Source organism: Immundisolibacter sp., from assembly GCF_014359565.1.
Classification (GTDB): domain Bacteria; phylum Pseudomonadota; class Gammaproteobacteria; order Immundisolibacterales; family Immundisolibacteraceae; genus Immundisolibacter.
This window is the reverse complement of the sequence record NZ_JACIZD010000002.1, coordinates 62,583-86,974: the sequence shown is the minus strand read 5'-3', so window position 1 is coordinate 86,974 and position 24,392 is coordinate 62,583. Positions and strand designations below refer to the sequence as shown.

Below are 24,392 nucleotides of genomic sequence, written 5' to 3'. Positions count from 1 at the left end.
GGCGATAACAAGACAGACGGAACATCATGCCCAGCTATGTGCTGCTGACCCTGGCCGCTGCCTGGCTGCACGCCATCTCGTTCACGCTCGCCAAGCGGCTATGGGTGTACAGCCGCGACCCGTTCCAGATATCCATCCTCAGCCAGGTCGCCTGCGGCCTGCTGGCGGCGCTGGCCCTGCCGTGGGCGGGCTTTGACGTGGTCGCGCAGATGCCGGGCACGCTGGCCGCCATCGGCGTGTGCGTGGTGGCCGGACAGGTGTTCTTCATTCTGGCCCTGCGCCACGGCGATGCGTCCTTCGTGGTGCCCATGCTGGGGCTGAAGCTGTTCGCCGTGGCCGGCATCTCGGCCGTGTTGCTTGGCGAAACCTACGAACCCTTGGTGTACGTCGGTGCCGCCGGGGCCTTCGCGAGCCTGTTCCTGCTGTCGGACGGCAAGCTCAAGGGCAGCCTGCGCTCGGCGCTGTTCGTCACCGCCGCCGCGCTGCTGTATGGCGTCACCGATGTGCTGCTGGTCGGCGCCATCCGGGCCGGCGTCAGCCCGCTCGAAATCGGCGTCTATTCGCTGCTGGTGCCGGCGTTCCTGACCCTGCCGGTCACCCTCACGCTGCTGCCGGGCCGCTGGCGCGTGGGTCTGCCGTTCGGCCGCGCGCTGGGTAGCTACGCGGCGATCCAGATCGCCGGCATGGTGTTCCTGATGATGGCCTTCGGCCTGGCCGGCAAGGCAACCATCGTCAACATCGTGCAGACCTCGCGCGGCCTGTGGGTGCTGGCAGTGGTCTATGGCATGGGCCGGCTGGGCATGGCCGGCGTCGAGCGCCTGACCGGTGCTCAGTACCGCAAGCGCGCCGTCGGTGCCCTGCTGTTGATGGCCTCGCTGTCGCTGGCGGTGCTGGCGCATCAGTGATATCGCCTACGCCGGCGCAGTAGGAGCCCGGCTATGCCGGGCGATCATCAGGTGGGCGGTTGTTCGTCAGCCTGATCGGCGTCGATCCGCTGGGCTTCGCCCCGCCAGTGGATGCCGCGCAGGCTCGTGTCCGCACCGGCCGCTGCCCGCACATGCAGCTCGCCGGCGCGCAGTTCGATACCCAGCAGTCCATAGGCCGCCCACAACATGCGTGCGGCGGCCCCGGTGTACCAGCTCCAGCCGCCGCGGCCCTCGTGGCCGGGGCCGCTGTAGATGTCCGCCGCCTGCTGGTGCGGCGCCAGGCCGTAACGGGCGGCCAGTTGCGGCCCGTCGCGGTCCAGCGGTGAGATCTTGCGCCACAGCCGCAGCGCGTCGGCGCGCAGCTGCTGCGCGGTTTCGGGGTCGTCTGTCTCGCGCGCCAGGGCGGTGAGCGCGTCCACCAGCCACGAGCTGCCGTGCGAGTACTGGCCGCCGTTCTCGCGCACGCCGGGCGGGTACAGTGCGATGCGGCCGGGCCAGGGTTTGGAATGCTCATCCGACGGCGGCCACTGCACGCGCACCAGGTGCTCTGATTCGAGCTCCGGCAGATCGGCGCGCAAGGCCGCCAGGGCGGTGTCGTTCGGCACGGCGCCGGACAGGGCCGGCCAGGCGGCCGTCAAGGCGTTTGGCAGCAGCAGCGGCGTGCCGTCGTCGGCGATGGCACGCAGGTAACGCGCATCGCGCCGCATGGTGGCCAGCGCCGTGCGCAGGCGCTCGGCTTCGCCCAGCCAGCGGGTGGCGGTCGCGACATCGCCGTGAGCCTGCGCCAGCGGCGCGAAGTCGATCAGCACCCGATGCAGGAAAAATCCCAGCCAAATGCTCTCGCCGCGGCCAAGATTGCCGATGTGGTCAAGGGCATCGTTCCAGTCGCCGCTGCCGATCAGCGGCAGGCCGTGCCGGCCGCGTCGCTTGAGCGTGTAGTCGATGGCGCGGCGGCAGTGCTCGTACAGGCTGGCGCGCTCGGCGCTCGGCTGCGGGGCAAAGCCCAGGCCTTCGGCGCCGTGCGGGATCGGCCGGCCTTCGAGGAAGGGGGTGATCTCACCGAGGATGCCCGCGTCGCCGGTGGCCATGACGTACTGCGCCGTCAGATAGGGTAGCCAGGCCTGCGGGTCCGAGGCCCGGGTGCGGGCGGCAAAGCCGGTGCCACCGGTTGGCGTGGGGTGCCACCAGTGCACCACGTCGCCTTGCAGGAACTGCTGGCTGGCGTGGCGCAGGATCTGCTCGCGGGCCGTTTGCGGGTCGATCAGCAGCAGCGGCAGCACGTCCTGCAACTGGTCGCGAAAGCCGTAGGCGCCGGAGCGCTGCTGCGGCCCGCAGCGTGCCCACAGCCGCGCCGCGATCACCTGGTACGGCAGCCAGGTGTTGATCAGGCGATCGAAATCCGGGCGCTTGGTTTCGACGCGCAGCACGCCCAGGCGCCGGCGCCAATCGGCCTCGCTCGCCGCCAGCGTCGCCTGCGCCCAGCCGAGCTCGCGGGACTGCGTGGCCAGTGCGCGCGCCTCGTCCAGACTCGGCGCCTGGCCGAGCGCGAAGCTCACCCACAGCTCGCCGCCGGCCGGCACCTGCAGCTCGCCCGACAAGGCCGCGACGCGGCAGCCATCGTCATGGGCCGCCGGATCGCCGGCGCCAAGGCCGACGAAGCAGGGCAGCGGGCCGGCCGCCTTGCCGATGAAGCGGCCGCGCACGGTCTCGATCGCCGGCTGCGCAAGGCTGCTGGTCACGAAGGCCCAGCCGGGCGCGAACAGGTTGTCCGGATTGCGCGCGAACACGGCGCCGTTTTCCTGCCGCACTTCCAGCCGGCCGCGGCTGTCGGCGGCGATTTCCGCCAGCACCCACTCGAAATAGGCCACCACCCGGCAGCGGCGCGCCGTGCTGCCGCGGTTGGCGATGCGCAGCAGGCGCGCCTGTGCCGGCTGGTCCGGCGCCACGCACACGGTCAGTTCCAGGTCGAGCTCACCCAGCGAACTGACGAAGCGCGCCTGACCGGGCGCGAACTCGGCCCGGTGCGCCACCTCAGGCCGCCGCAGCGGCGCAAAGGTGGGCGATCCGCAGGCGCCGGTGGCCATGTCCACCACGTACAGCCCCTCGCCGGGCAGGCGGTGGCTGGTTTCGCCGGTTCGAAACGGCGTCAGCGCGTTCTGCTGGCTGTTACCGGCGAAGGACGCGATGTCGCCGGCACTGTCCAGCACCGCGCCGTGACCGAGCGCGTTGGCGATCAGATGGCTGTACGGACGCGGCGCGTTGCCGTCGACGCTGAGCGTCCAGCCGTCGGCGGAAAATTCGCTCCCCGGCGGCACGGCATCGCGTACCTGGCGGATCGCATTCAGGGCTGTTGTCAGCGCGGCCGGAGCCGGCAGCGGCGTGCCCAGCTGGCGGGCGATCAGCCGCGTCGCCGCGGCGGCATCCGGCGCAAAGCCGGTGACGAAGCGGACCTGGGCCTTGCCGCGCGGCGGGACGGATACCTCGACGGTGAGCGAGAACGCGGGGTCGAAGGCGTACAGCAGGCCCTGGTCGTCGGGCCTGCGCGGCGCGCCGGCTGCCAGACCATCCGGGTGGGCGATGCCGCCGGCACCGACGAAGCGCCCGCGGCTGTCCTCGTAGCCGACCAGGCGCACCGCCTGCCCGTCGGCCGCCACGGCGTGAAAGGCGGTTTCCCCGGCCGGCCGGCCGCGGCTGTCGGTCAGCAGACGGCTGTGGGCCAGCAGGGCGCCCAGCGGTGCCACGAAATGCGTGCCGATGTGTTGCGCGTTGAAGGCCGGGTGGCGGGCCGCCGCCTCGGGGCTGAGCATCAGCTCCTGGAAGCTGCTCAGGCGCAGCAGGCGCGGGCGATCGGTGCGGTTCTCGAAGCTCACCGTCCAGCATTCGAGGGCGTCGTCGGGTGGCACCTCGACGCGGCTGGTGGCGGTCAGATCGGGTGTGTCGGCGCGGAAGCACAGAGCGGTCGACGACAGCTCGGTTACCGAGTGGCGCACATCGGCGCGCGGGCAGGGCTCGCGCATCAGCGACCACAACGGCTGCCCGGGTTCGGACACGTAGAAGAACCGGCCGCGGCGGTCCAGGCCGTCTTCCGGACGGCGCGTGAGGTCGATTTCCGGACAGCCCTTGCGGTCGCGGATCGCCTGCGCATGGCCACGACCATCCACGGCCAGGCGCAGCGTGTAGTGGCCATTGCCCAGCCGGTGCATGGGCGTGTGATGGATGCGCGCCAGCGTTCCGGCCCGCGCCGCGCGGCGCAGCACCAGGGCGGTGATGGCGATCAGCAGCACCGCGGCGACGGAGTAGGCGCCCAGCAGGTCGTGCACCGCCGGCAGCAGCGGTCCGGCCTGGCCGTGCATCGCCTCGGAACGTGCCCACACCTGATCCCATTCGCCGCCGCGCGGGATGTAGAACGGCACCAGCAGTGGCGCCCAGGTGGCAAAGCGACGCAGGCCTTCCGGGATCACCTGCCCACGCGGCCCGTGACCGAGCCGGCGCGCCAGGCTGGCGTCCACCGCGTCGACGCCGACGAAGGAGAAATTGACCAGCGTCGCCACCCGCAGGCCCATGTGATCGAACCAGATCAGCACCCGCAGCCAGTCGTAGGCCATCAGCCCCAGGAACAGCTCCAGACTCCAGGCTCGGTAGTCGCCGGCCGGCTGCACGACTTGCTGCACGGTGGCCAGCACCGAGCGCACGGCGCCGTCCTGGTTGTACCAGGCCGGATCCGGCGCCATGCGCAGGAACGACGCGATGATCGGCGCCATCCACAGGCCCCAGCGCAGCACCCGCACCGTCTGGGCGCCGACCTCGGCCAGCCCCGCGCGGCTGAAGGTGGCGCGGATCGGCCGCAGGCGCCGCTCGATCAGCGCCGTCAGCAGCACCAGGTTCAGGCTGAACAGGGGCGCGGCGAGCGCCCACTGCACCACGCCCGACAGCGACTGGGCATAGAACAGCTTCACGCCGCCCGTGATCAGGCCTAGATCGGTCGCTCCCCACTTGCTGAACAGCGGGTAGATGATGAATTCGTAGCTGCCGCGCCCGGCCTGCGGGTTGTGCACCGCCGCGTAGCCGGCGAAGCGGTCCAGCACCACCTGCCACTGGCTGGCGTCGAAATACCAGGCGATCAGCCCGCCGGTGACGCCGCCCATGGCTGCCTGCAACAGGTACACCGCCGGCCGCTGTGGGCGCCGTCGCAGTCCGCGCCCGATGGCGGCGGTGTCGAACAGCAGGTTGGCCCCGGAGTAGACCACGGCGCCGCCCAGCATACCGGCGGCAAAGCGCATGCCGTCGCTGCCGGCGCCGACGCCGAGCGCGAACCATAGCGCCACCGCCACCCCTGCCAGCGCGCCGCGCGCCAGGTTGTCCGGCTGTCGGTAGGCGGCCCCGAGCCGGCCGGTCAGCGGCGGGCTGCCGTCGAAGGTCTCGATCACCGTGCGCGCCAGCGGAAACAGCACCGCGCCGAGCAGCGCTCCGCCCAGCAGTGGCCAGCCGGCGATCCAGCCCGCGGTCGGGCCAGCGCCCAGCGCCGCGCCGCCGTGTATCAGCACCATGAACCAGGCGCTGTAGACGGCGCCCTTGCCGGCGCCGCTGCGCCAGTGGTCGGCGGCCGCCTGCCAGGTCGGGCGCCGGCCCTTGAGCGCGTCCAGCAGCGCGCCGGTGATCAGAAAGGTCTGGCCCCACAGGCCGGCCTGTGCCAGCGCGGCACTGGCCACCACCAGCGGCAGCTGCTGCCAGCTGGGTAGGCCGGCGGCAAACCGGCCGCTGCCAAGGTCGGCCAGCCGCGGCGTCAGCGCCGCCCACAGCGCGCTGCCCCACAGCAGCGCATGCAGGCGCCCGCTGCGCGTCCAGCGCTGGTCCATCGCCAGGCCCAGGCCCAGCAGCGCGAACTCGCCAAACAGCCCCAACACCAGCCAGTGGCCCAGCAGCCGCCGTGCGGATGCGGGTAGAGCCTCTCCCGGCCAGGCGCCGGGCGCATCCAGCAAGCCGGTCGAGGCGAGCAGGAACAGCCCGTTGAACAGCACGAACGGCAGCGCCAGCAACACCAGCGACGTGGCCGCCGGCAGCGGCCGGCGCTGGTGTGCCGGCAGCAGGCCCGCCGCCAGGCCGTAGACCGCGAGCGCGAGCGCCGCGCCCAGCGGGGTCAGCCGCAGCAGATCAGGCCACTGCTGCGGCGTCTGCCACAGCGGCAGGCCGGGCGTGGCGGCCAGCGCCAGCAATGCCGCGACCGCCGCATGACGCAGCGCGACCAGCAGTCCGTCGCGTGTGCCACCGGCGCGGCCGATCAGCAGCAGGCCCAGCCCGGCGCCCGCTGCGGCGGCCAGCGCCATGCCGGCATGGACCGCTGCCAGCGCCGCGGCGAACAATGTGGCGCCCAGCGCCCACAGGGCGATCGGTTGCGGCCGCGCGGCCTCGGCAAGTGCTGTTTGCACGTAAACCCTCGTGGATTGGCCTCGATCCGACGCGGCGGCCTCTGGCAGGCGGGCGCTTCTGCCAGAATGGCAGCCCGCGGCAGCCTGCGTCCGGGCCGGTCAGCCTTCCTGGAGGCCGCCCTCGTGGCGGCCGTGAACAGCGCCCGCGCCCGGGGTCAAAGGTGCGGGCCCGGCGCAGCGCCGGCGCATTCTAGTCACCCGGAACTCATCCATACCCATGTTTCTGTCGCGCGCGTCGTGTGTTGCGGTTTTGTTGCTGCTGGCCGGCCATGCGCTGGCCCAGGACGGCGGCCTGATCGACCGCGTGCAAATGGGCGACAACGACCTCGATTGCGCCCAGATTGCGGGGCAGGTCAGGGAACTCGAGGCCCTGCTGGCGCCGCACAGTGGCGACCCGGGCGCAGTGCGCGGCGCCACCGAGACCGTCACTCGTTCGCGCACCGGCGAGGTGGTGGCCGGCGTGGCCAAGGTGCTGCCGTTCGGCAGCATCTTTGGCGACATCGCCAAGGACGTGCTCGGCCGGCGCGGGCGCGATTCCGAGGCGCGCATCGCCTCGGCCCGGGCGCGCAAGGAATATCTGGTGGACATGTTCCTGAAGCGTGGCTGCCGGGTTGCGGACGTCGCTGCTGGCAAGGCCAAGCCCGACGCGCCTGCATCCGCGGTGGACCCCGCCGCGGATGCGACCGGCGCCTCCGCCACCACTGCGCCTGCCCCGGCACAGCCTGCGCTCCCGGTGGGTGCCCCGCTCTCGACCGAGGCGGTGGTCGCGGCAGCACCGGAAGCCGCGCCGGCCGCCCGGCCCGAGGCGGCGGAAAAGCCCGCCCAGTCACCGCGTGGGCCGCTGTTCATGCTCGATTTCCGGCTCGCGTTTCGGACCCGCGCCGATGCCGACGGCCCGGCCGGCGCGCCCGGCCTGGAACTCGGCGGCGTGCCCCTGACCACCATGCAGGCGATTACCGACGCCGCTTACGTGGCCCTGCTGAAAGAACTCCAGCAGGCCGGCTTCGAGGTGCTCAATCCGGAACTGGCGTCCCTGCCGACCGGCGGCAGCCTGCCGGCACCGGCGCGCGCCGGTGATTACCTGTATTTCGCGCCCAGCGGTGCCCCGCTGGCGCAGGCGCCGACGGCCGATGCGCCGGGCAGCGATGCCGCCCTGGCCGAAACCCGTGCCGCCCTGGCGCGGGCGGTGGCCGGTCGCAGGCCTGGCGTGAGCTACGGCATTGCCGTCTGGTATGTGGATTTCGCCCGGGTGAGCGGCGCGGCCGGCGGCGATCAGCCCCGGCAGCTGGAGTCGCGCCTGGCGGTGGTGGCCGGCAGCCATCTGGCACTGGTGGAGCCGGCCGCCGGTGACGGCACGCCGCCGGATGCCGTGCGGGTGATGAATCTGGGTCGTGATCTGGTCAGCCGCGAGCCCTACGGGCAGGTGCGCCTGTCCGGGTCGGCCGTGGCGCTGGAACTGAAGGCCGATCCGCAGCGCTTTCGCAGCCTGGTCGAGCGGCAGCTCAAGCGCGGCCGCAGCGCGCTGATCGCCAGCCTGCCGGCGCCGCTTCCCGCGCCCGCCACCGCGCCGCCCACCGAGCCATCGACGGCGCCGGTGACACCACCTGCTGCGCCGGCTGCTGCAGTGCCACACTGACCGAGGGCCACATGCGCAAGGCACTGAAGGTTTCGGTCGGGATTCTGGGGACGGTCGGCGTGCTGGCGGCGCTGGCGCTGGGCTACCTGAGCACGCAGGTGACGGTTCGTGGCCCGGTGCTGCACGCCATTGCCGGCATCGGCGGCGTGGAGCCCACGTCGGCCCAGCTCGCCGGCCTGCGCCTGGCGCCCGGCTTCACGGCCAGCCTGTACGCCGAGGGCCTGGGCCCGGCGCGGGTACTGCGCTTCACGGACGCCGGCGATCTGCTGGTCAGCATCACGCGGGCGGGCAGCATCCTGCTGGTCGAGCGGGATGCGGATGGCGACGGCCGCGCCGATGGTGTGCGTACGCTGCTGCAAGGGCTGGACCGCCCGCACGGCATCGATGTTGCCGAGGGTTGGCTCTACTTCGCCGAGACCGGCGCCGTGCGCCGGGTGCGCTTCGATGCCGCCGCGCGCGCGGTGTCCGGCGCGCCGCAGACGGTGGCGGCACTGGCCGGCGGCGGCATGCATTTCACGCGCACGCTGCGCGTGGGTCCGGACCGGATGCTGTACGTCAGCAGCGGTTCGTCCTGCAACGTGTGCATCGAGACCACGCCGCGCGCCGCCATGCTGCGCGTGGACCCGCAAGGCGGCGCCGTGACACCCTTCGCCGAGGGTCTGCGCAATACCGTCGGCTTCGACTGGCAGCCGGGCAGCGGGGCCCTGTTCGGTGTCGATAACGGGCGCGACCTGCTGGGCGACGACTTTCCGCCGGACGAGCTGAACCGCATCGTTGCCGGCGGCTTCTACGGCTGGCCGTTCTGGCATGGCGACAACCTGCCGGATCCCGAATACGGCGCCCACCCGGGCGCCGCCGGGCGCGCCCCGATCGCGCCGGCCCATGCCTTCGGCGCGCATGTCGCGGCGCTGTCGATCAATTTTTTCGACCCCGACCGCGCGCCGCCCGGTTTCGAGCGCGCCGCGCTGGTCGGCCAGCACGGCTCCTGGAACCGCAGCGTGCTGTCGGGCTACCGGGTCTCGTCCCTGCACTGGGCCGCCGACGGGCGCATCACGGAGCGTGATTTCGCGGTCGGTTTCGTGCAGGGGGGCAAGGTCACCGGCCGGCCGGTTGACGCACTGCCGGGTCCGGACCGGGCGGTGTACGTGTCGGACGATTACGCCGGTGCGATCTACCGAATTGCGTGGGACCCGTCGACCGCCGGGCCGGGGCCGGTGTTTGTGCCGCCGACCGCGGCGGGGCCGCATCAGGCCGGTAGCCCGTCGTCGCCGGCCGCATCAGCCCTGAGCCGGCTTGACCCGGCGCAGCAGGCGGATGCCACGCTCGCGCGGGGCGCGGCGCTGTTCGACCGGCACGCCTGCGCCGATTGCCACCGCGGTGGCGCGCCCGGCATGCGACTGGCCGCGCTTGGCAGCCGTTACTCGCAGGCGGCGCTGGGCGCCCTGCTGGCAACCCCGCCGGCCTCGATGCCGGCGCCGGCGCTGGATGATGCGGATCGGCGCGCCCTGGCGGCGTATCTGCGCGCGGCCTATCCCTAGCGCGGCCCCGGGCGAGGGGCGCGCTGCCAGAATCGGCAGGAGACCGGCTGTGCCGGGCGATCATCGCGCAGCGAAGCTGCGCTCTACATGGTTTTTTCCAAGTGGCCGGCGCTGGGCAGTCCAGGATCGATCGATGCGTTCAGAACCGCATGTCGGCGGTCAGGACGTGAAAATCGATGCCGTCGTTGGGCTCCTTGATACTGGCGTTGGACAGGTGCTGGAAGCGGTAGCCGAGCTGGAACCGGCCGCAGTCCAGGCCGACGCCAAGATGACTGCCGAACTGCCAGGCGCTCGACAGCTGGCGCTCACCGATGCGGGTGTCCGACAGCACGTGGCCGCCGAGGCCGGCTTCCAGGTACGGGCGCATGCCGCCGCTGGTCTTGGGTGCCAGGCGCAGCACCGGCGTCAGGCCGACTTCCCACAGGTTGTCGTTTTGGCGGTTATCTTTGTCGCTGTTCCAGTAGCCGATTTCGGCCAGCCAGTAGCCGGTCAGCTGCCAGTCCCCATCCGTGAACCAGGCCCGGTTCCAGTCGCGGGCGACGCCGATGCGGTACATCTGCGTGTCGTCGTCGCCCCAGCCGGTGGCCAGTTCGGCGCGGTACTCGGCGGCGACGGCGGTCGCGAGATGGGCCGCCAAGACCAGGCCGGCCAGTAGGCAGTATCCGTGACGGGGCATGATTCTTTTTCTCCCTTTGGGTTCGATATGAAAAAGATTGCAACGCGGCGCTGCGCCGGCGAATTATTGTTCCCGGCCTTGCCGGCGGCAAGCCGCCCCTGCGTGGCCGGCGCATGAGCGGCGGTGGCCTGAGCCTGCCTTTGCGGTTTCATTTCCGCACCGACCTGACGGTCCAGGCGCGCGACATCAATTATGGCAACCATCTGGGCCACGACGCCGCGGTGAGCCTGCTGCACGAGGCGCGGCGCCGCTGGCTGGCCGCGGCCGGTTACGATGAGGCCGGCCGTGACGGCGCCGGCTTGATCATGCTCGAGCTTGAAGTCCACTACGCCGCGCAGGCATTCTGGGCCGATCGGCTGAGCGTGGACCTGGCCATTGCCGGCCTGGGCGCCGCCCGCTGCGAGTTCCGCTACCGGGTCGACCGGGCCGGGCAGGAAGTGCTGCGGGCGCGCACGCTGATGGGTTTTTACGATTACGCGGCGCGGCGCCCGGTGCGCCGGCCGGCGGATTTTCTGGCGCGCCTGACGGCCCTGAACGAGGAAAGCGACGATGTCTGACTTCAACGTGGAAATCACCTGGCAGCGCGCCGCGCGCGCCGGTCACCCGGACGACTACAGCCGCGCCCACCAGTGGCGCCTGGCCGGCGGGCAGACGCTGCGCGCCTCGTCCGCTCCGGACTACGCCGGCGATCCGGACCACACCAACCCGGAAGAAGGCCTGATCGCCGCGGTGTCCAGCTGCCACATGCTGACCTTCCTGGCGGTGGCCGAAAAGCGCGGTTTCAAGGTCGCCAGTTACCGCGACCAGGCCACTGGCACGCTGGCCAAGAATGCGCAGGGCCGCATGGCCGTGACCGAAGTGATGCTGCGCCCGACTATCACCTTTGTCGGCGCGGCGCCGAGCGCCGAGGAACTGGACAAGCTGCACGAGTCGGCGCACCGCAACTGCTTCATCGGCAACTCGATCACCGCCCCGGTGCGCATCGCCAGCGCCTGACGGCGCCGCGGGTTTTTCTGATTTCACAGGAGGGCGCCATGCTGGTCACGTTCACGACCGACAACTACGGCGACGTCATCATGTTCGGTGAGGTGGCGCTGGCTATGCTGCGCATGATGGGACACAGCCCGACCGTGCCGGGGGCGATCCTGGCGGCCGATGTGCCGGCCGCGCTGGCCCGGCTGCGCGACGCTATCGCGCAAGCAAAGGCCGAGCCGCCGGTGGTGGAGGAGGAACAGGACCAGGACCAGGAGGCGGCAGGCGAGCCGGCGGTCAGTCTGTCGAAGCGGGCGCTGCCCCTGATCAAGCTGCTGGAGGCCGCCGCCGAGTCCAACTCCCGGGTGATGTGGAAATGACGATCAGTCCCTTGGCGGGCAAGCTCGCCCCGCCGGCCCTGTTGGTGAACGTGCCGCGCCTGATCACGGCTTACTATGGCCTCACGCCCGATCCGGCGCTGCCGGCGCAACGGGTCGCCTTCGGCACCTCCGGGCACCGCGGTTGCGCCTTCGACGCCAGTTTCAACGAATGGCACGTGCTGGCCATCAGCCAGGCGGTCTGTGATTACCGCGCCCAGCAGGGCATCGACGGCCCGCTGTTTCTGGGCATCGACACCCATGCGCTGTCGGAGCCGGCGCGCGCCAGCGCCATTGAGGTGCTGGCCGCCAACGGCGTGGAAGTCATGCTCGACGCGCGCGACGACTACACGCCAACGCCGGTGATCTCACACGCCATCCTCTGCTACAACCGGGGCCGCAGCCAGGGGCTGGCCGATGGCATCGTCATCACGCCGTCACACAATCCGCCCGATAGTGGCGGCTACAAATACAACCCGCCCAGCGGTGGACCGGCGGGCAGTGACGTCACCGGCCAGATCGAGGCCATGGCCAACGCCTATCTGCAAGACCGCCTGCGCGGCGTCAAGCGAATGCCCTTGCAGCAGGCGCTGCGCGCCGCCACCACGCACCGGCACGATTTCGTGGATGCCTACGTGGGCGATCTGGGCAGCGTGCTGGACCTGGAGGCGATCCGCGGCGCCGGCGTGCGCATGGGCGTCGACCCGCTCGGCGGCGCCGGCGTCCATTACTGGGGCGCGATTGCCGAGCGCTACCGCCTGGACCTGACGGTGGTGAACGATATCGTCGATCCGACCTTTCGTTTCCTGACCGTCGATTGGGACGGCCGGATTCGCATGGACCCGTCCTCGTCCTGGGCCATGCAGGGCCTGATCGGTCTGAAGGATCGCTTCGACATCGCCTTTGCCTGCGATACCGATCACGACCGGCACGGTATCGTCACCCGAGGCGCCGGCCTGCTGCCGCCGAACCACTATCTTTCGGTGGCCATTTTTTATCTGTTCCAGCATCGCCCGCAGTGGCGCCCGGCGGCGGCGGTCGGCAAGACCCTGGTCAGCAGCCAGATGATCGACCGCGTGGCGGCCAAGCTGGGCCGCCGGCTCTATGAGGTGCCGGTCGGCTTCAAGTGGTTCGTCGACGGCCTGCTGGACGGCGCGTTGGGATTCGTCGGCGAGGAGAGCGCCGGCGCGTCCTTCCTGCGCCGCAACGGCAGCGTGTGGACCACTGACAAGGACGGCATCGTGCCGGCCCTGCTGGCGGGTGAGATCACCGCCCGCCTGGGTCGCGATCCGGGCGAAATCTACCGCCAGCTCACCGACGAGTTTGGCGCGCCGGCCTACGACCGCATCGATGCGCCGGCGACCCCGGAGCAAAAGAAATTGCTGGCGCAACTGTCGCCCCAGCAGGTGCGCTCCAGGCAGCTGGCGGGCGAAGAAATATTGGCCACGCTCACCCGCGCGCCCGGCAACGATGCGCCGATCGGCGGCCTGAAGGTAGTGGCCGAGCACGGCTGGTTCGCGGCGCGCCCATCCGGCACCGAGGACATCTACAAGATCTACGCCGAGAGCTTTCTGGGCGAGGCCCATCTGCGTCGCATCCAGGCCGAAGCACAGACCATCGTCGGCGATGCGCTGGCGAGTGCCGGATGAACGCCGTGCGCCGCCGACTGCCGCTCGCACCCACCAGACCGGCCCGGCGGGCCGCAGGAGCAGCATGAACACCAGCAGCCTTTCACCCGATCTGCTGCGCCGGATCGACGCCTACTGGCGCGCCGCCAATTACCTGTCGGTCGGCCAGATTTACCTGTGCGACAACCCGCTGCTGAGGCGGCCGCTGGCGCTCACCGACGTGAAGCGCATGCTGCTGGGGCACTGGGGCACGACGCCGGGGCAGAACTTCATCTATGCGCACCTGAACCGGGTGATCAAGCAATACGATCTGGACATGGTCTATATGTCCGGCCCCGGACACGGTGGCCCGGCTGTCGTGGGTAACACCTATCTCGAAGGGACTTACAGCGAGATCTATCCGGATATCAGCCAGGACGAGGCCGGTCTGCAGAGACTGTTCAAACAGTTCTCGTTTCCCGGCGGCATTCCCAGCCATGCCTCACCGGAGACGCCCGGCTCGATCCACGAGGGCGGCGAGCTGGGCTATTCGCTCAGCCATGCCTTCGGCGCGGTGTTCGACAATCCCGAGCTGATCGTCGCCTGCGTGGTCGGCGACGGTGAGGCGGAAACCGGGCCGCTGGCCACGGCCTGGCATTCGAACAAGTTTCTCGATCCGGTCGGCGACGGGGCAGTGCTGCCGATCCTGCACCTGAACGGCTACAAGATCGCCAATCCGACCATCCTGGCCCGCATCACGCGCGAGGAGCTGGAGCAGTTCCTGCGCGGCTGCGGCTGGACGCCGTACTTCGTCGAGGGCCACGAACCCGAAGCGATGCACCAGGCGATGGCCGCGGCGCTGGACACGGCCGTGGAGCAGATCAGGAACATCCGGCAGGACGCCCGCCAGCACGGCCATCGCATCCGTCCGCGCTGGCCGATGATCGTGCTGGCCTCGCCCAAGGGCTGGACCGGCCCCAGGATGGTCGATGGCGCCCCGAACGAGGGCTCGTTCCGTTCCCACCAGGTGCCGCTGCACCCAAATGCCCATCCGCAGGACCTGGTGCTGCTCGAGCAATGGCTGCGCAGCTACCGCCCCGAGGAACTGTTCGATGAGCAGGGGCGCCTGCAGCCAGAGCTGGCCGAACTGGCGCCCACCGGCCCCCGGCGCATGGGTGCCAATCCCCACGCCAACGGCGGCATGCTGCTGCGCGACCTGCGCATGCCGGATTTTCGTGACTACGCGGCGGAGGTTCCGGCGCCGGGCGTGCGCGGCATCGGCGACACGCGCGTGCTGGGACCCTTCCTGCGCGATGTGGTGCGGCTCAACGACGCCCAGCGCAATTTCCGCGTCTTCGGCCCCGACGAGACGATCTCGAACGGCCTGGGCGCCCTGTTCGAGGCGACCGAGCGCCAGTGGAACGGCGCGACCGAGTCCAGCGACGAATTTCTCGCGCCCACCGGCCGCGTGATGGAGGTGCTGAGCGAACACCAGTGCCAGGGCTGGCTGGAGGGCTATCTGCTCACCGGCCGGCACGGCCTGTTCAACTGCTACGAGGCCTTCATCCACATCGTGGATTCGATGTTCAACCAGCACGCCAAGTGGCTGACGGTGACCGCGCACCTGCCGTGGCGGCGCCCGATCGCATCGCTGAACTACCTGCTGGCCTCGCACGTCTGGCGCCAGGATCACAACGGCTTCACGCACCAGGATCCGGGCTTCATCGACCTCGTGGTCAACAAGAAAGCCGAGGTGGTGCGGGTCTACTTTCCGCCCGATGCCAACTGCCTGCTGTCGGTGATGGACCACTGCCTGCGCAGCCGGCACTACGTCAACGTGGTGGTTGCCGGCAAACACCCGGCGCCGCAATGGCTGACGATGGATGCCGCGGTCAAGCACTGCACGCAGGGCATCGGCATCTGGCAGTGGGCCAGCAACGACCAGGCGGTCGCGCCGGACCTGGTCATGGCCTGTTGCGGCGACGTGCCCACGCTGGAGACGCTGGCGGCGGTTTCGATCCTGCGCGAGCACCTGCCGGAGCTGAAAATCCGCGTCGTCAACGTCGTCGACCTGATGAAGCTGCAGCCGCCCAGCGAACACCCGCATGGCCTCAGCGACAGGGATTTCGACGAGCTGTTCACCCGCGACAAACCGGTGATCTTCGCCTATCACGCCTACCCGTGGCTGATCCACCGGCTGACCTACCGCCGCACCAACCACGCCAACCTTCATGTCCGTGGCTACAAGGAGGAGGGCACCATCACCACGCCCTTCGACATGACCGTCCTGAACGATCTGGACCGCTTCCACCTGGCGATGGACGCCATCGACCGCCTGCCGCAGACCGGCGAGCGGGGCCTTTACCTGAAGCAGCAGCTCAAGGACAAGCTGATCGAGCACCGGCAGTACATCAACAAACACGGCCAGGACATGCCGGAGATTCGGGACTGGAAGTGGCCCGGATGAGCCTCGGGAAACTGTAAGAGCCCGGCTCCGCCGGGCGATCATCGCGCCGCGAAGCCGCGCCTTCTTGGCCTGACCGGGGCCTGAAGCCGGCCGGTCACGGCCGGGCGGCTATAATCGCCGCCCCCTCGCTCCCGCCTGCCGGCCTTTCATGTCCACCCATATCCGCAATATCGCCATCATCGCCCACGTCGATCATGGCAAGACCACGCTGGTCGACCAGCTGCTGCGCCAGTCCGGCACCTTCGCCGCCCACGAGGACCACGGCAACCTGGTCATGGATAGCAACGACCTGGAGCGCGAGCGGGGCATCACCATCACCGCCAAGAACACGGCCGTGGACTGGACCCCGCCGGGCGGCGACACGCCTTACCGCATCAACATCGTGGACACCCCCGGCCATGCCGACTTCGGCGGCGAGGTGGAGCGCATCCTGTCGATGGTCGACTCGGTATTGTTGCTGGTGGACGCCGTCGACGGGCCCATGCCGCAAACGCGCTTCGTGACCGAAAAGGCCTTCGCGGCTGGCCTGCACCCGATCGTCATCATCAACAAGGTGGACCGCCCTGGTGCGCGCCCGGACTGGGTGCTGAACCAGACCTTCGACCTGTTCGACCGGCTCGGTGCCAGCGATGAGCAGCTCGATTTCCCGGTGGTCTACACCTCGGCCCTGATGGGCTACGCAGGGCTCGACGACAGCGTGCGCGAAGGCGACATGACGCCGCTGTTCCAGACCATCGTGGACAAGGTGCCGCCGCCGCAGGTGGAAGTCGACGGCCCGCTGCAGATGCAGATCAGCGCGCTGGGCTATTCGAGCTACGTGGGCGTGATCGGCATCGGCCGCATCCGGCGCGGCACGCTCAGGCGCGGCCAGTCGGTGATGGTGGTCGGCGCCGGCGGCACACAGCGCCGTGGCCGGGCGCTGCAGGTGCTGGCCTTTCGCGGTCTGGAGCGCTACGAGGTCGAGCAGGCCTCGGCCGGCGACATCATCGCCGTCACCGGCGTCGAGGGCCTGGCCATCTCGGACACCCTGTGCGACCCGGAACGCCCGGAAGCCATGCCGGCGCTGACGGTGGACGAACCCACCATCACCATGAACTTCGAGGTCAACAAGTCGCCGTTTGCCGGCCGCGACGGGCAGTTCCTGACCTCCCGCCAGCTGCGCGAGCGCCTGTACCGGGAGCTGCTGACCAACATCGCGCTGCGGGTGCAGGACGGCGAGGATCCGGACGTGTTCCGCGTGTCCGGCCGCGGCGAACTGCACCTGTCGATCCTGATCGAGACCATGCGCCGCGAGGGTTACGAGCTGGCCGTGTCACGCCCGCAGGTGATCGTCAAGGAAATCGACGGCGTGGCCTGCGAGCCTTACGAACAGCTCACCATCGATGTGGATTCCGCCTACCAGGGCAACATCATGGAGCTGATCGGCGCCCGCCGCGGCGAGCTGACCAACATGGTGCCGGACGGCCGCGGCCGGGTGCGCCTGGACTACCGCATCCCGACCCGCGGCCTGATCGGCCTGCGCACCGACTTTCTGTCGGCCAGTGCCGGCACCGGCCTCATGCACCATGTGTTCGACGCCTACGCGCCGGTCGCCAGCGGCGACGTGGCAACGCGCAAGAACGGCGTGCTGATCAGCAACGGCACCGGCAAGGCGGTCGGCTTCGCACTGTTCAACCTGCAGGAGCGCGGGCGGCTGATGGTCGGCCCGGGCGACGAGGTCTACGAGGGACAGGTGATCGGCCTGCACAGCCGCGGCAACGACCTGACCGTGAACCCGCTCAAGGCCAAGCAGCTGACCAACATGCGCGCCTCCGGCAGCGACGAGAACATCGTGCTGACGCCGCACACGCGCCTGTCGCTGGAACAGGCACTCGAGTTCATCGAGAACGACGAGCTGGTGGAAGTCACGCCGCACTTCCTGCGCGTGCGCAAGCGCTACCTGCTCGAATCCGACCGCCGCCGCCACAGCCGCGCCGCCGACTGAGCATGCTGGCGCTGCTGCAGCGGGTCACCGAGGCCCGCGTCAGCGTCGCCGGCGCTACCGTCGGCCAGATCGGGCCGGGCCTGCTGGTGCTGGTCGGCGTGCAGCCGGGCGACGCCCCGGCGCAGGCGCAGCGCATGGCCGAGCGGATACTCGGCTACCGCGTGTTCGACGATGCCGATGGGCGCATGAACCTGAGCCTTGCCGACACCCGCGGCGGCCTGCTGCTGGTGCCCCAGTTCACCCTGGCCGCCGATACCGACCGCGGCCGACGGCCGAGCTTCACGTCCGCCGCCGAGCCGGCGCACGCCAGGGCGATGTTCGATTGCCTGGTCGACGCGGCGCGCACCAGCCACGCCTTGGTCGCTACCGGTCAGTTCGGCGCCCACATGCAGGTCAGCCTCACCAATGACGGGCCGGTGACGTTTCTGCTGCGGGTGTGAGCGCGATCAGGACCGCGATTCTCTGGTGTGGGAGGCCCGCCCTCGGACCGAATGGGTGAGCTGAAGATTCGCGGCGGGGCGCCGCTCCCGCAGGGGCGTCGCTTCCACGGCAGTGCTCGAGTGTGGGAGGCCCGCCCCCGGGCCGAATGCTTGCGCCGAATGCTTGCTTCGAGGATTCGCGGCGGCGCGCCGCTCCCACAGGGGCGTCGCTTCCACAAACGGGAATATGGAATCTCCCACGGATCAGGGCTGCGGCGTGGCCCGCCAGGGCAGCAATTCCACCTGCACCAGACTGCCGGCCGGCAGGTCGCCGGTCGCCGCCGGCAGCACCATCAGGCAGTCGGCGGCAGCCAGACTGCTCATGACGTGCGAGCCCTGATGGCCTGCGCTGCGCACACCAAGGCGCCCGGCGGCATCGCGAGCCAGCACGCCGCGCTGGAAATCCAGCCGCCCGGACGCCTTGTGCACCGGTTCGAGCAGCGGCAGTTCCAGCCGCAGCGGCGCACTGGCCGGCTCTCCCTCCAGCCGGCGCAGCGCCGGCCGCACGAATTGCAGAAAGGTGACGGCGGTCGACACCGGATTGCCCGGCAGGCCGAAAAACCAGGTCTCGCCCAGGCGCCCGAAGGCCAGCGGCCGGCCCGGTCTCATGTCGATGCGCCAGAAGTGGATGTCGCCGAACTCGCTGAACACGTCCCGCACGTAGTCGGCATCGCCCACCGATACGCCGCCGGAACTGATCACCACGTCGGCCTGCGCGCGGGCGGCGGCAAAGGCCGCCCGCACGGCGTCCGGGTCGTCGGCGACGATGCCAAGATCGATCACCGACACGCCCATTTCTTCCAGCATGGCGCGCAGCAGGTGGCGGTTGCTGTCGTAAATGGCGCCGGCGGCGAGCGGCTGTCCGACCGGCGTCAGCTCATCACCGCTGGTGAACAGTGCGACCCGCGGCCGACGGGTGACTGTCAGGTGCCCCTGGCCGAGCGCGGCGGCGAGCGCGATCTGCGGCGGGCCCAGGCGGCAGCCGGCCGGCAGCACGATCTGCCCGGCGCGCACGTCCTCGCCCGGCGCGCGCACGTTGGCGCCCGGACGCACCGCGGCTGTCAGGCGCACGCGCGGACCGTCGATCAACACCTGTTCCTGCATCACCACGGTGTCGGCGCCGGCCGGCAGGATGGCGCCGGTCAGGATGCGCACGCACTGCCCGCCGGCGAGCGTGCCGCTGAACGGATGCCCGGCCAGCGAGGTGCCGACCATCACCAGGCCGTCGCCGCGGGCCAGATCCAGGTCGGCCGCCGCGAAGGCGTAACCGTCCATGGCCGAGTTCGGCCACGGTTGCAGGTCCATGCCGGCGCGCAGCGGCTCGGCCAACACGCGGCCCAGGGCCCGATCGAGCGGCACTTCCTCGTTGCCCGGCAGCGGCGCGAGCGTGTCCAGCACCTGCGCCAGCGCAGCCTCGAAGCCCAGGCTGGCGGGCGTGCAATCCGGCGGGTCGGGGCTGTCCATGGTGCAGATTCCTGGCTTGTTAAGATGGCGGCCGCCCGGCACACGGGCGCCCTGCCCATTGTATTGAGTCGCACCGGAGCGCCCGCCGTGACCGCCGCAAGTCCGCTCGATCTTGACCGCTACCTGCAACGCATCGACTACCGCGGCGCGCTGCAGCCGACGCCGCAGGTGCTGGCCGACCTGCACCTGGCGCACGTGCGCCACATTCCGTTCGAGAACCTGGACGTGCTGCTCGGACGCGGCATCCGGCTGGACCTGCCCAGCCTGTTCGACAAGCTGGTCACGGCGCGCCGTGGCGGCTATTGCTTCGAGCAGAACCTGCTGTTCGCGGCGGTGCTGGAGCAGATCGGCTTTCGCGTGCGGCGCCTGGCGGCCCGCGTCACCTATCGCACCCAGCGCGTGCTGCCGCGCACGCACATGCTGCTGCGGGTGGAGACGGACGCCGCCGCCTGGCTGGCCGATGTCGGCTTCGGCGCCGCCGGCCCGCTGCGACCGCTGGCGTTCGCGCCCGGAGCGGCGCAGGCACAGTACCTGTGGCAGTACCGGCTGGTGGAGCAGGACGGCTTGTGGCGCCTGCAGATCGGCGAGGGTGACTGGGCCGAGCTGTACCAGTTCACCCTGCAGGAACAGGCGCTGGCCGATTACGAGATGTCGAGCTATTACGTGTCCACCCATCCGGAGTCACGCTTCGTGCAGGGGCTGATTGCGCACCGACTGGCGCCGGAGCGGCGCCTGATCCTGATCGGCAACGAACTGACCGAGGACCGCGGCGCGCAGGTCGGCGCCCGGCGCGTGGACGATCCGGCGTCGCTGGCCGCGCTGCTGGTGGACGACATCGGCCTGCCGGCGGCGGATGTTGCCGAGCTGATCGACACACTCGCCGCGCGGGGCCTGGCATGAGCGGCGTGTGTGCCCTGCGCTGGCAAGGCGGGGCACTCGAACTGCTGGACCAGCGGCTGTTGCCGGCGCGTCAGGTCTGGCTGCGCTGCGCGAGCGCCGCCGAGGTGGCGGACGCCATCCGGGACATGGTGGTGCGCGGCGCGCCGGCCATCGGCATCGCCGCCGCCTACGGCGTGGTGCTGGCGGCGCGGGCCGCCTATGCCGGCCACGGCGCCGGCTGGCGGGAGGCCATCGCGGCCGATCTGGACCCTCTCGCCGCGGCGCGACCGACGGCGGTGAACCTGGCCTGGGCGGTGCAGCGCATGGCCGGCTGCCTTGCGGACCTGCTCGGTGATCCCGAACCGGCGCTCCTGGCCGCCGCGCGCGCCATCCACGATCAGGACATCGCCGCCAATCACGCCATGGCGGCATACGGCGCGGCGCTGATCGAACCGGGCAGCCGGGTGCTGACGCACTGCAACACCGGCGCACTGGCCACCGGCGGCCACGGCACGGCGCTGGGCGTGATCCGCACCGCCCACGCGCAGGGCCGCATCCGCGAAGTGTTCGTCGACGAAACCCGGCCGTGGTTGCAGGGCGCGCGCCTGACCGCCTGGGAGCTGCAACAGGACGGCATCCCGGCGCGGCTGGTGGCGGACGGCGCGGCGGCCTGGCTGTTCGCCCGCCTGCGTCCGGCCTGGCTGATCGTCGGCGCCGACCGCATCGCCGCCAACGGTGACACCGCCAACAAGATCGGCACCTACACCGCGGCACTGGCGGCCCGTGCCCACGGCGCGCGGGTGATGGTGGTGGCGCCACTGTCGACCTTCGATCCGGCCACGCCGACCGGCGATGTGATCGAGGTCGAGGAACGCCCGGCGCAGGAGCTGACCTGCCTGGCCGGCCAGCCGATCGCGCCGGCCGGCTTCGCCGCCTGGAACCCGGTGTTCGACGTAACACCGGCCGATCTGATCGACGCCATCGTCTGCGAGCACGGCGTCATCGAACGACCGGACGCGGAGCGGATCGCGGCGTTTCTGGCGGCGGCGGCGCGTTGAAGCCAGTCGCCGTTTTGATCTTCCATACCTGCTCTCGCCCTCGTCGTTGCGAGGCCGGCAAAGCCGGCCGCGGCAACCTTGCCTTTGTCCTCCGGCACGGTGCCGTGAAAGGCAAGGCCCCCACCTCGCTACGCTCCTCGGGGCGACGGATATCCAGCGCCAGCCGTCGGCGCATCGGCTCGGGCGATTTGACAAATCCGGAACCGATGGGCCGGGTGCGTGGCACAAGCCTTGAGTGACATCCACCGCCCGCGTCTGCTGGTGCTGACCTCCACCTTTCCGCGCTGGGCGGGCGATCACGAGCCGCCGTTCGTGTTCGAGCTGTCGCGCCGGCTTGCGGAAACGTTCGACGTCCACGTCCTGGCGCCCCACGCGGCCGGCGCACGCCGCGAAGAAACCCTGGCCGGGCTTGCGGTGCAGCGGTTTCGCTATGCCCCCGAGGCCCTGCAGCAACTGGCCTACGACGGCGGCATCCTGGCCCGCCTGCGCCAGCGGCGCTGGCGCCTGCTGCTGGTGCCGTGCCTGCTGGCAGGGCAGTGGTGGGCCTTGCGTCGTCTGCTGCGCCGCGAGCGTTTCGATGCCATCCACGCCCATTGGCTGATCCCACAGGCGCTGGTCGCGATCCTGGCCGGCGTCCCGAAAAACTGCGCCTTGCTGTGCACCAGCCACGGCGGCGACCTGTTCGGCCTGCGCGGCCGGCTGCTAGGCTGGATCAAGCGCGGCATCCTGGCGCGTTGCACGGGTGTGACGGTGGTCAGCGCCGCCATGCGGGACGAGGTGCAGCGCCTGCGGCCGGGGCAGGCGGTCGACATCATTCCGATGGGCACCGATCTGCTTGGGTGCTTCACGCCCTGCCCCACGGTCGGGCGAGAGCCAAACACGGTCCTGTTCGCCGGCCGGCTGGTGGAAAAAAAAGGCGTCAGCTACCTGATCGACGCCATCGCGCGCCTGCGAGGGCAGGGGCGGGATGTGGCGCTGCGCATCGCCGGCAACGGTCCGGAGCTGGAAGGTCTTCGCGCTCAGGCACAGCGCCTGGGCATCGCCTCGGCGGTCGATTTCATCGGCGCGGTGGACCACACCCGCCTGGCCGATCTGTATCGCCGGGCCAGCGTGGCGGTCGTGCCGTCGGTAGTCGCCGCCGGTGGCGATCAGGAAGGTTTCGGTCTGGTCATCGTCGAGGCCATGGGCTGCGAGTGCCCGGTAGTCGCCTCGCGCCTGCCGGCCATCGGCGACATTGCCATCGACGGCGAAACAGCCCTGCTGGTGCCGCCCGCCGACCCGGCGGCGCTGGCGGATGCCATCGCGACGGTGCTGGACGACCCGGCCGCTGCCACGCGGCGGGCCATGGCGGCCCGTGCGCGGGTGGTGGAGCATTTCGATTGGGTTTCGATAGCCAGTCGCTACGCCGCGCTGCTGCAGCGCTTGATCGGGCGATCAGCTTAAGTTTCGGAGGCTCGAATGGACCTCATGGAAAGACAGGGCCACGCCGCGCTCGACCTGACAAGCCGCAACGCCAAGGCGCGCAAGATCGAAGCTCTGCTTGGCCTGACGCCGACCGGCCGGCCGCTGCGCCTGCTGGAAGTCGGCACGGGCTCCGGCGGAATCGCGCACTACTTCGGCACGCACCCCAGCCTGCGCTGCGAGGTCGACGCGGTGGATGTCACCGACAGCCGACAGATTCACGACGGCTACCGCTTCACCCGCGTCGACGACGTTCAGCTGCCGTTTCCCGATGGCCACTTCGATGTCGTCATCAGCAATCACGTCATCGAACACGTTGGCGATTCGAGCGCGCAGCGCCGGCATCTGGCCGAATTGCGCCGCGTACTTCGCCCTGACGGTGTCGGCTACCTGGCCGTGCCCAACCGCTGGCAGATCGTGGAGCCGCACTATCGGCTGGCCTTCCTGAGCTGGCTGCCGCACGCCTGGCGCACGCCCTACCTGCGCCTGCGCCAGCGCAAGCGCGGCAGCCACTACGACTGCCGCCCCCTTAACGTCCCGCAGGTCGAAGCCCTGCTGCGCGAGACCGGCTTCGGCTTTGCCCAACAACACGGCCGGGCGCTGCGCCTGACCTTCGAGCTCGAACGCCCGCGCGCCCTGGCGTACCGCGCCGTGTTCAAGTGGCTGCCGGAGAGTCTCTACGTCACGCTGCGGCGGGCGTTTCCCACGTTGATCTTCACGGTGATGCCGGCCGCTTCGGAGCCCCCCATCACCGGGTCCTGACTCCAGCCCACGTACGCAATAAGCGCCGCGCAGTGCGCCGTATCCGGTGACGCGCGGCCTCCTCCCCGCCGTCCACCCGTCGGCGCCACGGCATGGGGCCGTAGCGGCACACGAACCGCCCGCATGAGAGCGGGGCTGGCGGCCGGGCGCGTGCGCCGGCGACGGGCGGTCGAGCCAGCTCATGGGACGCGCCGATTGATTTATTAGCTAGCTAATCATATCCTTGGCCGCATGGACGAACGCCAGCAGCTCCAGTTTCAGTTGACCAACGGCTTGCTGCCCAGCGCTCGGCAGTGGCATCGGATCGTGCAGGAGCGTTTGGGGCACCACGGGATTTCCAGCGCCTGCATCGGTCCGTTCCTGTTCATCGGCCGGTCCAACGGCGGCCTGAATCAGGTGACGCTGGCCCAGCAGTCGGGCATCGAAGGTCCGTCGCTGGTGCGTCTTCTCGGCAAGTTGGCCGCTGCGGACCTGGTGCGCCGCGAAAGCGACGCCAATGATCGGCGCGCCAACCGCTTGTGGTTGACCGAGGCGGGCCAGCGTCTGCACCGCGAGTTGGAGCAGGGGCTGATCGAACTGCGCGCGCAGGTTCTGGCGGAGCTCTCCGATGCGGAATTGGCGGCGGTCCTGAAGCTCTACCGCCTCATCGACCAGGCGGCCGCTCCGGTCGGCTGAGGCGT

The 24,392-nt window shown here is 70.4% G+C and carries 18 protein-coding genes; 15 read left to right on the top strand and 3 right to left on the bottom strand.

Going from position 1 to position 24,392, the window contains the following annotated elements; genetic code table 11:
- Nucleotides 1–26 precede the first annotated feature (26 nt).
- Nucleotides 27–905: an EamA family transporter gene (locus H5U26_RS04280; RefSeq protein WP_290617010.1), complete on the top strand. Its 879-nt coding sequence runs from the start codon at nt 27–29 to the stop codon at nt 903–905.
- Nucleotides 906–952: 47 nt separating this feature from the next.
- Here H5U26_RS04280 and H5U26_RS04275 read toward each other — a convergent pair whose 3' ends face one another.
- Entirely contained in the window at nt 953–6,352 is a 5,400-nt protein-coding gene (locus H5U26_RS04275; RefSeq protein WP_290617008.1) for a hypothetical protein, read from the bottom strand.
- Nucleotides 6,353–6,569: 217 nt separating this feature from the next.
- Here H5U26_RS04275 and H5U26_RS04270 point away from each other — a divergent pair, with 217 nt between their 5' ends.
- The gene (locus tag H5U26_RS04270; RefSeq protein ID WP_290617006.1) at nt 6,570–7,988 is read left to right on the top strand and encodes a hypothetical protein; all 1,419 of its coding nucleotides are present in this window, start codon (nt 6,570–6,572) and stop codon (nt 7,986–7,988) included.
- An 11-nt stretch (nt 7,989–7,999) separates the two neighbouring features.
- The gene (locus H5U26_RS04265) at nt 8,000–9,526 is read left to right on the top strand and encodes a c-type cytochrome (protein WP_290617004.1); all 1,527 of its coding nucleotides are present in this window, start codon (nt 8,000–8,002) and stop codon (nt 9,524–9,526) included.
- 139 nt (nt 9,527–9,665) lie between these two features.
- Here the strand turns inward: H5U26_RS04265 and H5U26_RS04260 are convergent, their stop codons facing one another.
- Nucleotides 9,666–10,202: an acyloxyacyl hydrolase gene (locus H5U26_RS04260; RefSeq protein ID WP_290617001.1), complete on the bottom strand. Its 537-nt coding sequence runs from the start codon at nt 10,200–10,202 to the stop codon at nt 9,666–9,668.
- A 113-nt stretch (nt 10,203–10,315) separates the two neighbouring features.
- Between H5U26_RS04260 and H5U26_RS04255 the strand changes: the two genes are divergently transcribed.
- The 7 genes from H5U26_RS04255 (at nt 10,316) to dtd (ending at nt 18,049) form a co-directional block, all read left to right on the top strand.
- Nucleotides 10,316–10,759, top strand: coding sequence for a thioesterase family protein (locus H5U26_RS04255; protein WP_290616999.1), 444 nt, complete (start codon nt 10,316–10,318; stop codon nt 10,757–10,759).
- Nucleotides 10,752–11,198 (top strand): OsmC family protein, encoded by a 447-nt coding sequence (locus tag H5U26_RS04250; protein ID WP_290616997.1) that lies wholly within the window; start codon nt 10,752–10,754, stop codon nt 11,196–11,198. Before H5U26_RS04255 ends, H5U26_RS04250 begins: the two co-directional genes overlap by 8 nt.
- Nucleotides 11,199–11,236: 38 nt before the next feature.
- Nucleotides 11,237–11,554, top strand: coding sequence for a DUF1840 domain-containing protein (locus H5U26_RS04245; protein ID WP_290616996.1), 318 nt, complete (start codon nt 11,237–11,239; stop codon nt 11,552–11,554).
- Nucleotides 11,551–13,200, top strand: coding sequence for a phosphoglucomutase (alpha-D-glucose-1,6-bisphosphate-dependent) (pgm, locus tag H5U26_RS04240; RefSeq protein WP_290616994.1), 1,650 nt, complete (start codon nt 11,551–11,553; stop codon nt 13,198–13,200). The genes H5U26_RS04245 and pgm overlap by 4 nt, the downstream gene beginning before the upstream one ends.
- A 64-nt stretch (nt 13,201–13,264) precedes the next feature.
- Nucleotides 13,265–15,625 carry a phosphoketolase family protein gene (locus H5U26_RS04235; protein WP_290616992.1) on the top strand — a complete coding sequence of 787 codons (2,361 nt, stop codon included), beginning with the start codon at nt 13,265–13,267 and terminating at the stop codon, nt 15,623–15,625.
- A gap of 148 nt (nt 15,626–15,773) precedes the next feature.
- Nucleotides 15,774–17,609, top strand: a complete 1,836-nt coding sequence (gene typA, locus H5U26_RS04230) for a translational GTPase TypA (RefSeq protein ID WP_290616990.1) — start codon at nt 15,774–15,776, stop codon at nt 17,607–17,609.
- A gap of 2 nt (nt 17,610–17,611) precedes the next feature.
- A complete protein-coding gene (gene dtd / locus H5U26_RS04225; RefSeq protein ID WP_290616988.1) occupies nt 17,612–18,049 on the top strand; it encodes a D-aminoacyl-tRNA deacylase in 438 nt (145 codons plus the stop codon).
- A 243-nt stretch (nt 18,050–18,292) separates the two neighbouring features.
- Here the strand turns inward: dtd and glp are convergent, their stop codons facing one another.
- On the bottom strand, nt 18,293–19,552 hold the full coding sequence (gene glp, locus H5U26_RS04220; RefSeq protein ID WP_290616986.1) for a gephyrin-like molybdotransferase Glp: 1,260 nt from the start codon (nt 19,550–19,552) through the stop codon (nt 18,293–18,295).
- Nucleotides 19,553–19,639: 87 nt separating this feature from the next.
- Between glp and H5U26_RS04215 the strand changes: the two genes are divergently transcribed.
- From H5U26_RS04215 to H5U26_RS04195, 5 genes are all read left to right on the top strand, one after another.
- Entirely contained in the window at nt 19,640–20,452 is an 813-nt protein-coding gene (locus tag H5U26_RS04215; protein ID WP_290616984.1) for an arylamine N-acetyltransferase, read from the top strand.
- Nucleotides 20,449–21,489, top strand: a complete 1,041-nt coding sequence (gene mtnA / locus H5U26_RS04210; RefSeq protein WP_290616981.1) for an S-methyl-5-thioribose-1-phosphate isomerase — start codon at nt 20,449–20,451, stop codon at nt 21,487–21,489. The genes H5U26_RS04215 and mtnA overlap by 4 nt, the downstream gene beginning before the upstream one ends.
- A gap of 231 nt (nt 21,490–21,720) precedes the next feature.
- Nucleotides 21,721–22,932, top strand: coding sequence for a glycosyltransferase (locus tag H5U26_RS04205; protein WP_290616979.1), 1,212 nt, complete (start codon nt 21,721–21,723; stop codon nt 22,930–22,932).
- Nucleotides 22,933–22,947: 15 nt separating this feature from the next.
- A complete protein-coding gene (locus tag H5U26_RS04200) occupies nt 22,948–23,712 on the top strand; it encodes a class I SAM-dependent methyltransferase (protein ID WP_290616977.1) in 765 nt (254 codons plus the stop codon).
- 231 nt (nt 23,713–23,943) lie between these two features.
- Nucleotides 23,944–24,387 carry a MarR family transcriptional regulator gene (locus H5U26_RS04195; protein ID WP_290616975.1) on the top strand — a complete coding sequence of 148 codons (444 nt, stop codon included), beginning with the start codon at nt 23,944–23,946 and terminating at the stop codon, nt 24,385–24,387.
- Nucleotides 24,388–24,392: the final 5 nt, after the last annotated feature.

Bases quoted from the DNA above. Each gene is read 5' to 3' on its own strand.
- H5U26_RS04280 (WP_290617010.1), top strand. From the start codon at position 27: ATGCCCAGCTATGTGCTGCTGACCCTGGCCGCTGCCTGGCTGCACGCC.
- H5U26_RS04270 (WP_290617006.1), top strand. From the start codon at position 6,570: ATGTTTCTGTCGCGCGCGTCGTGTGTTGCGGTTTTGTTGCTGCTGGCC.
- H5U26_RS04265 (WP_290617004.1), top strand. From the start codon at position 8,000: ATGCGCAAGGCACTGAAGGTTTCGGTCGGGATTCTGGGGACGGTCGGC.
- H5U26_RS04260 (WP_290617001.1), bottom strand. From the start codon at position 10,202: ATGCCCCGTCACGGATACTGCCTACTGGCCGGCCTGGTCTTGGCGGCC.
- H5U26_RS04255 (WP_290616999.1), top strand. From the start codon at position 10,316: ATGAGCGGCGGTGGCCTGAGCCTGCCTTTGCGGTTTCATTTCCGCACC.
- H5U26_RS04250 (WP_290616997.1), top strand. From the start codon at position 10,752: ATGTCTGACTTCAACGTGGAAATCACCTGGCAGCGCGCCGCGCGCGCC.
- H5U26_RS04245 (WP_290616996.1), top strand. From the start codon at position 11,237: ATGCTGGTCACGTTCACGACCGACAACTACGGCGACGTCATCATGTTC.
- pgm (WP_290616994.1), top strand. From the start codon at position 11,551: ATGACGATCAGTCCCTTGGCGGGCAAGCTCGCCCCGCCGGCCCTGTTG.
- H5U26_RS04235 (WP_290616992.1), top strand. From the start codon at position 13,265: ATGAACACCAGCAGCCTTTCACCCGATCTGCTGCGCCGGATCGACGCC.
- typA (WP_290616990.1), top strand. From the start codon at position 15,774: ATGTCCACCCATATCCGCAATATCGCCATCATCGCCCACGTCGATCAT.
- dtd (WP_290616988.1), top strand. From the start codon at position 17,612: ATGCTGGCGCTGCTGCAGCGGGTCACCGAGGCCCGCGTCAGCGTCGCC.
- glp (WP_290616986.1), bottom strand. From the start codon at position 19,552: ATGGACAGCCCCGACCCGCCGGATTGCACGCCCGCCAGCCTGGGCTTC.
- mtnA (WP_290616981.1), top strand. From the start codon at position 20,449: ATGAGCGGCGTGTGTGCCCTGCGCTGGCAAGGCGGGGCACTCGAACTG.
- H5U26_RS04200 (WP_290616977.1), top strand. From the start codon at position 22,948: ATGGACCTCATGGAAAGACAGGGCCACGCCGCGCTCGACCTGACAAGC.
- H5U26_RS04195 (WP_290616975.1), top strand. From the start codon at position 23,944: ATGGACGAACGCCAGCAGCTCCAGTTTCAGTTGACCAACGGCTTGCTG.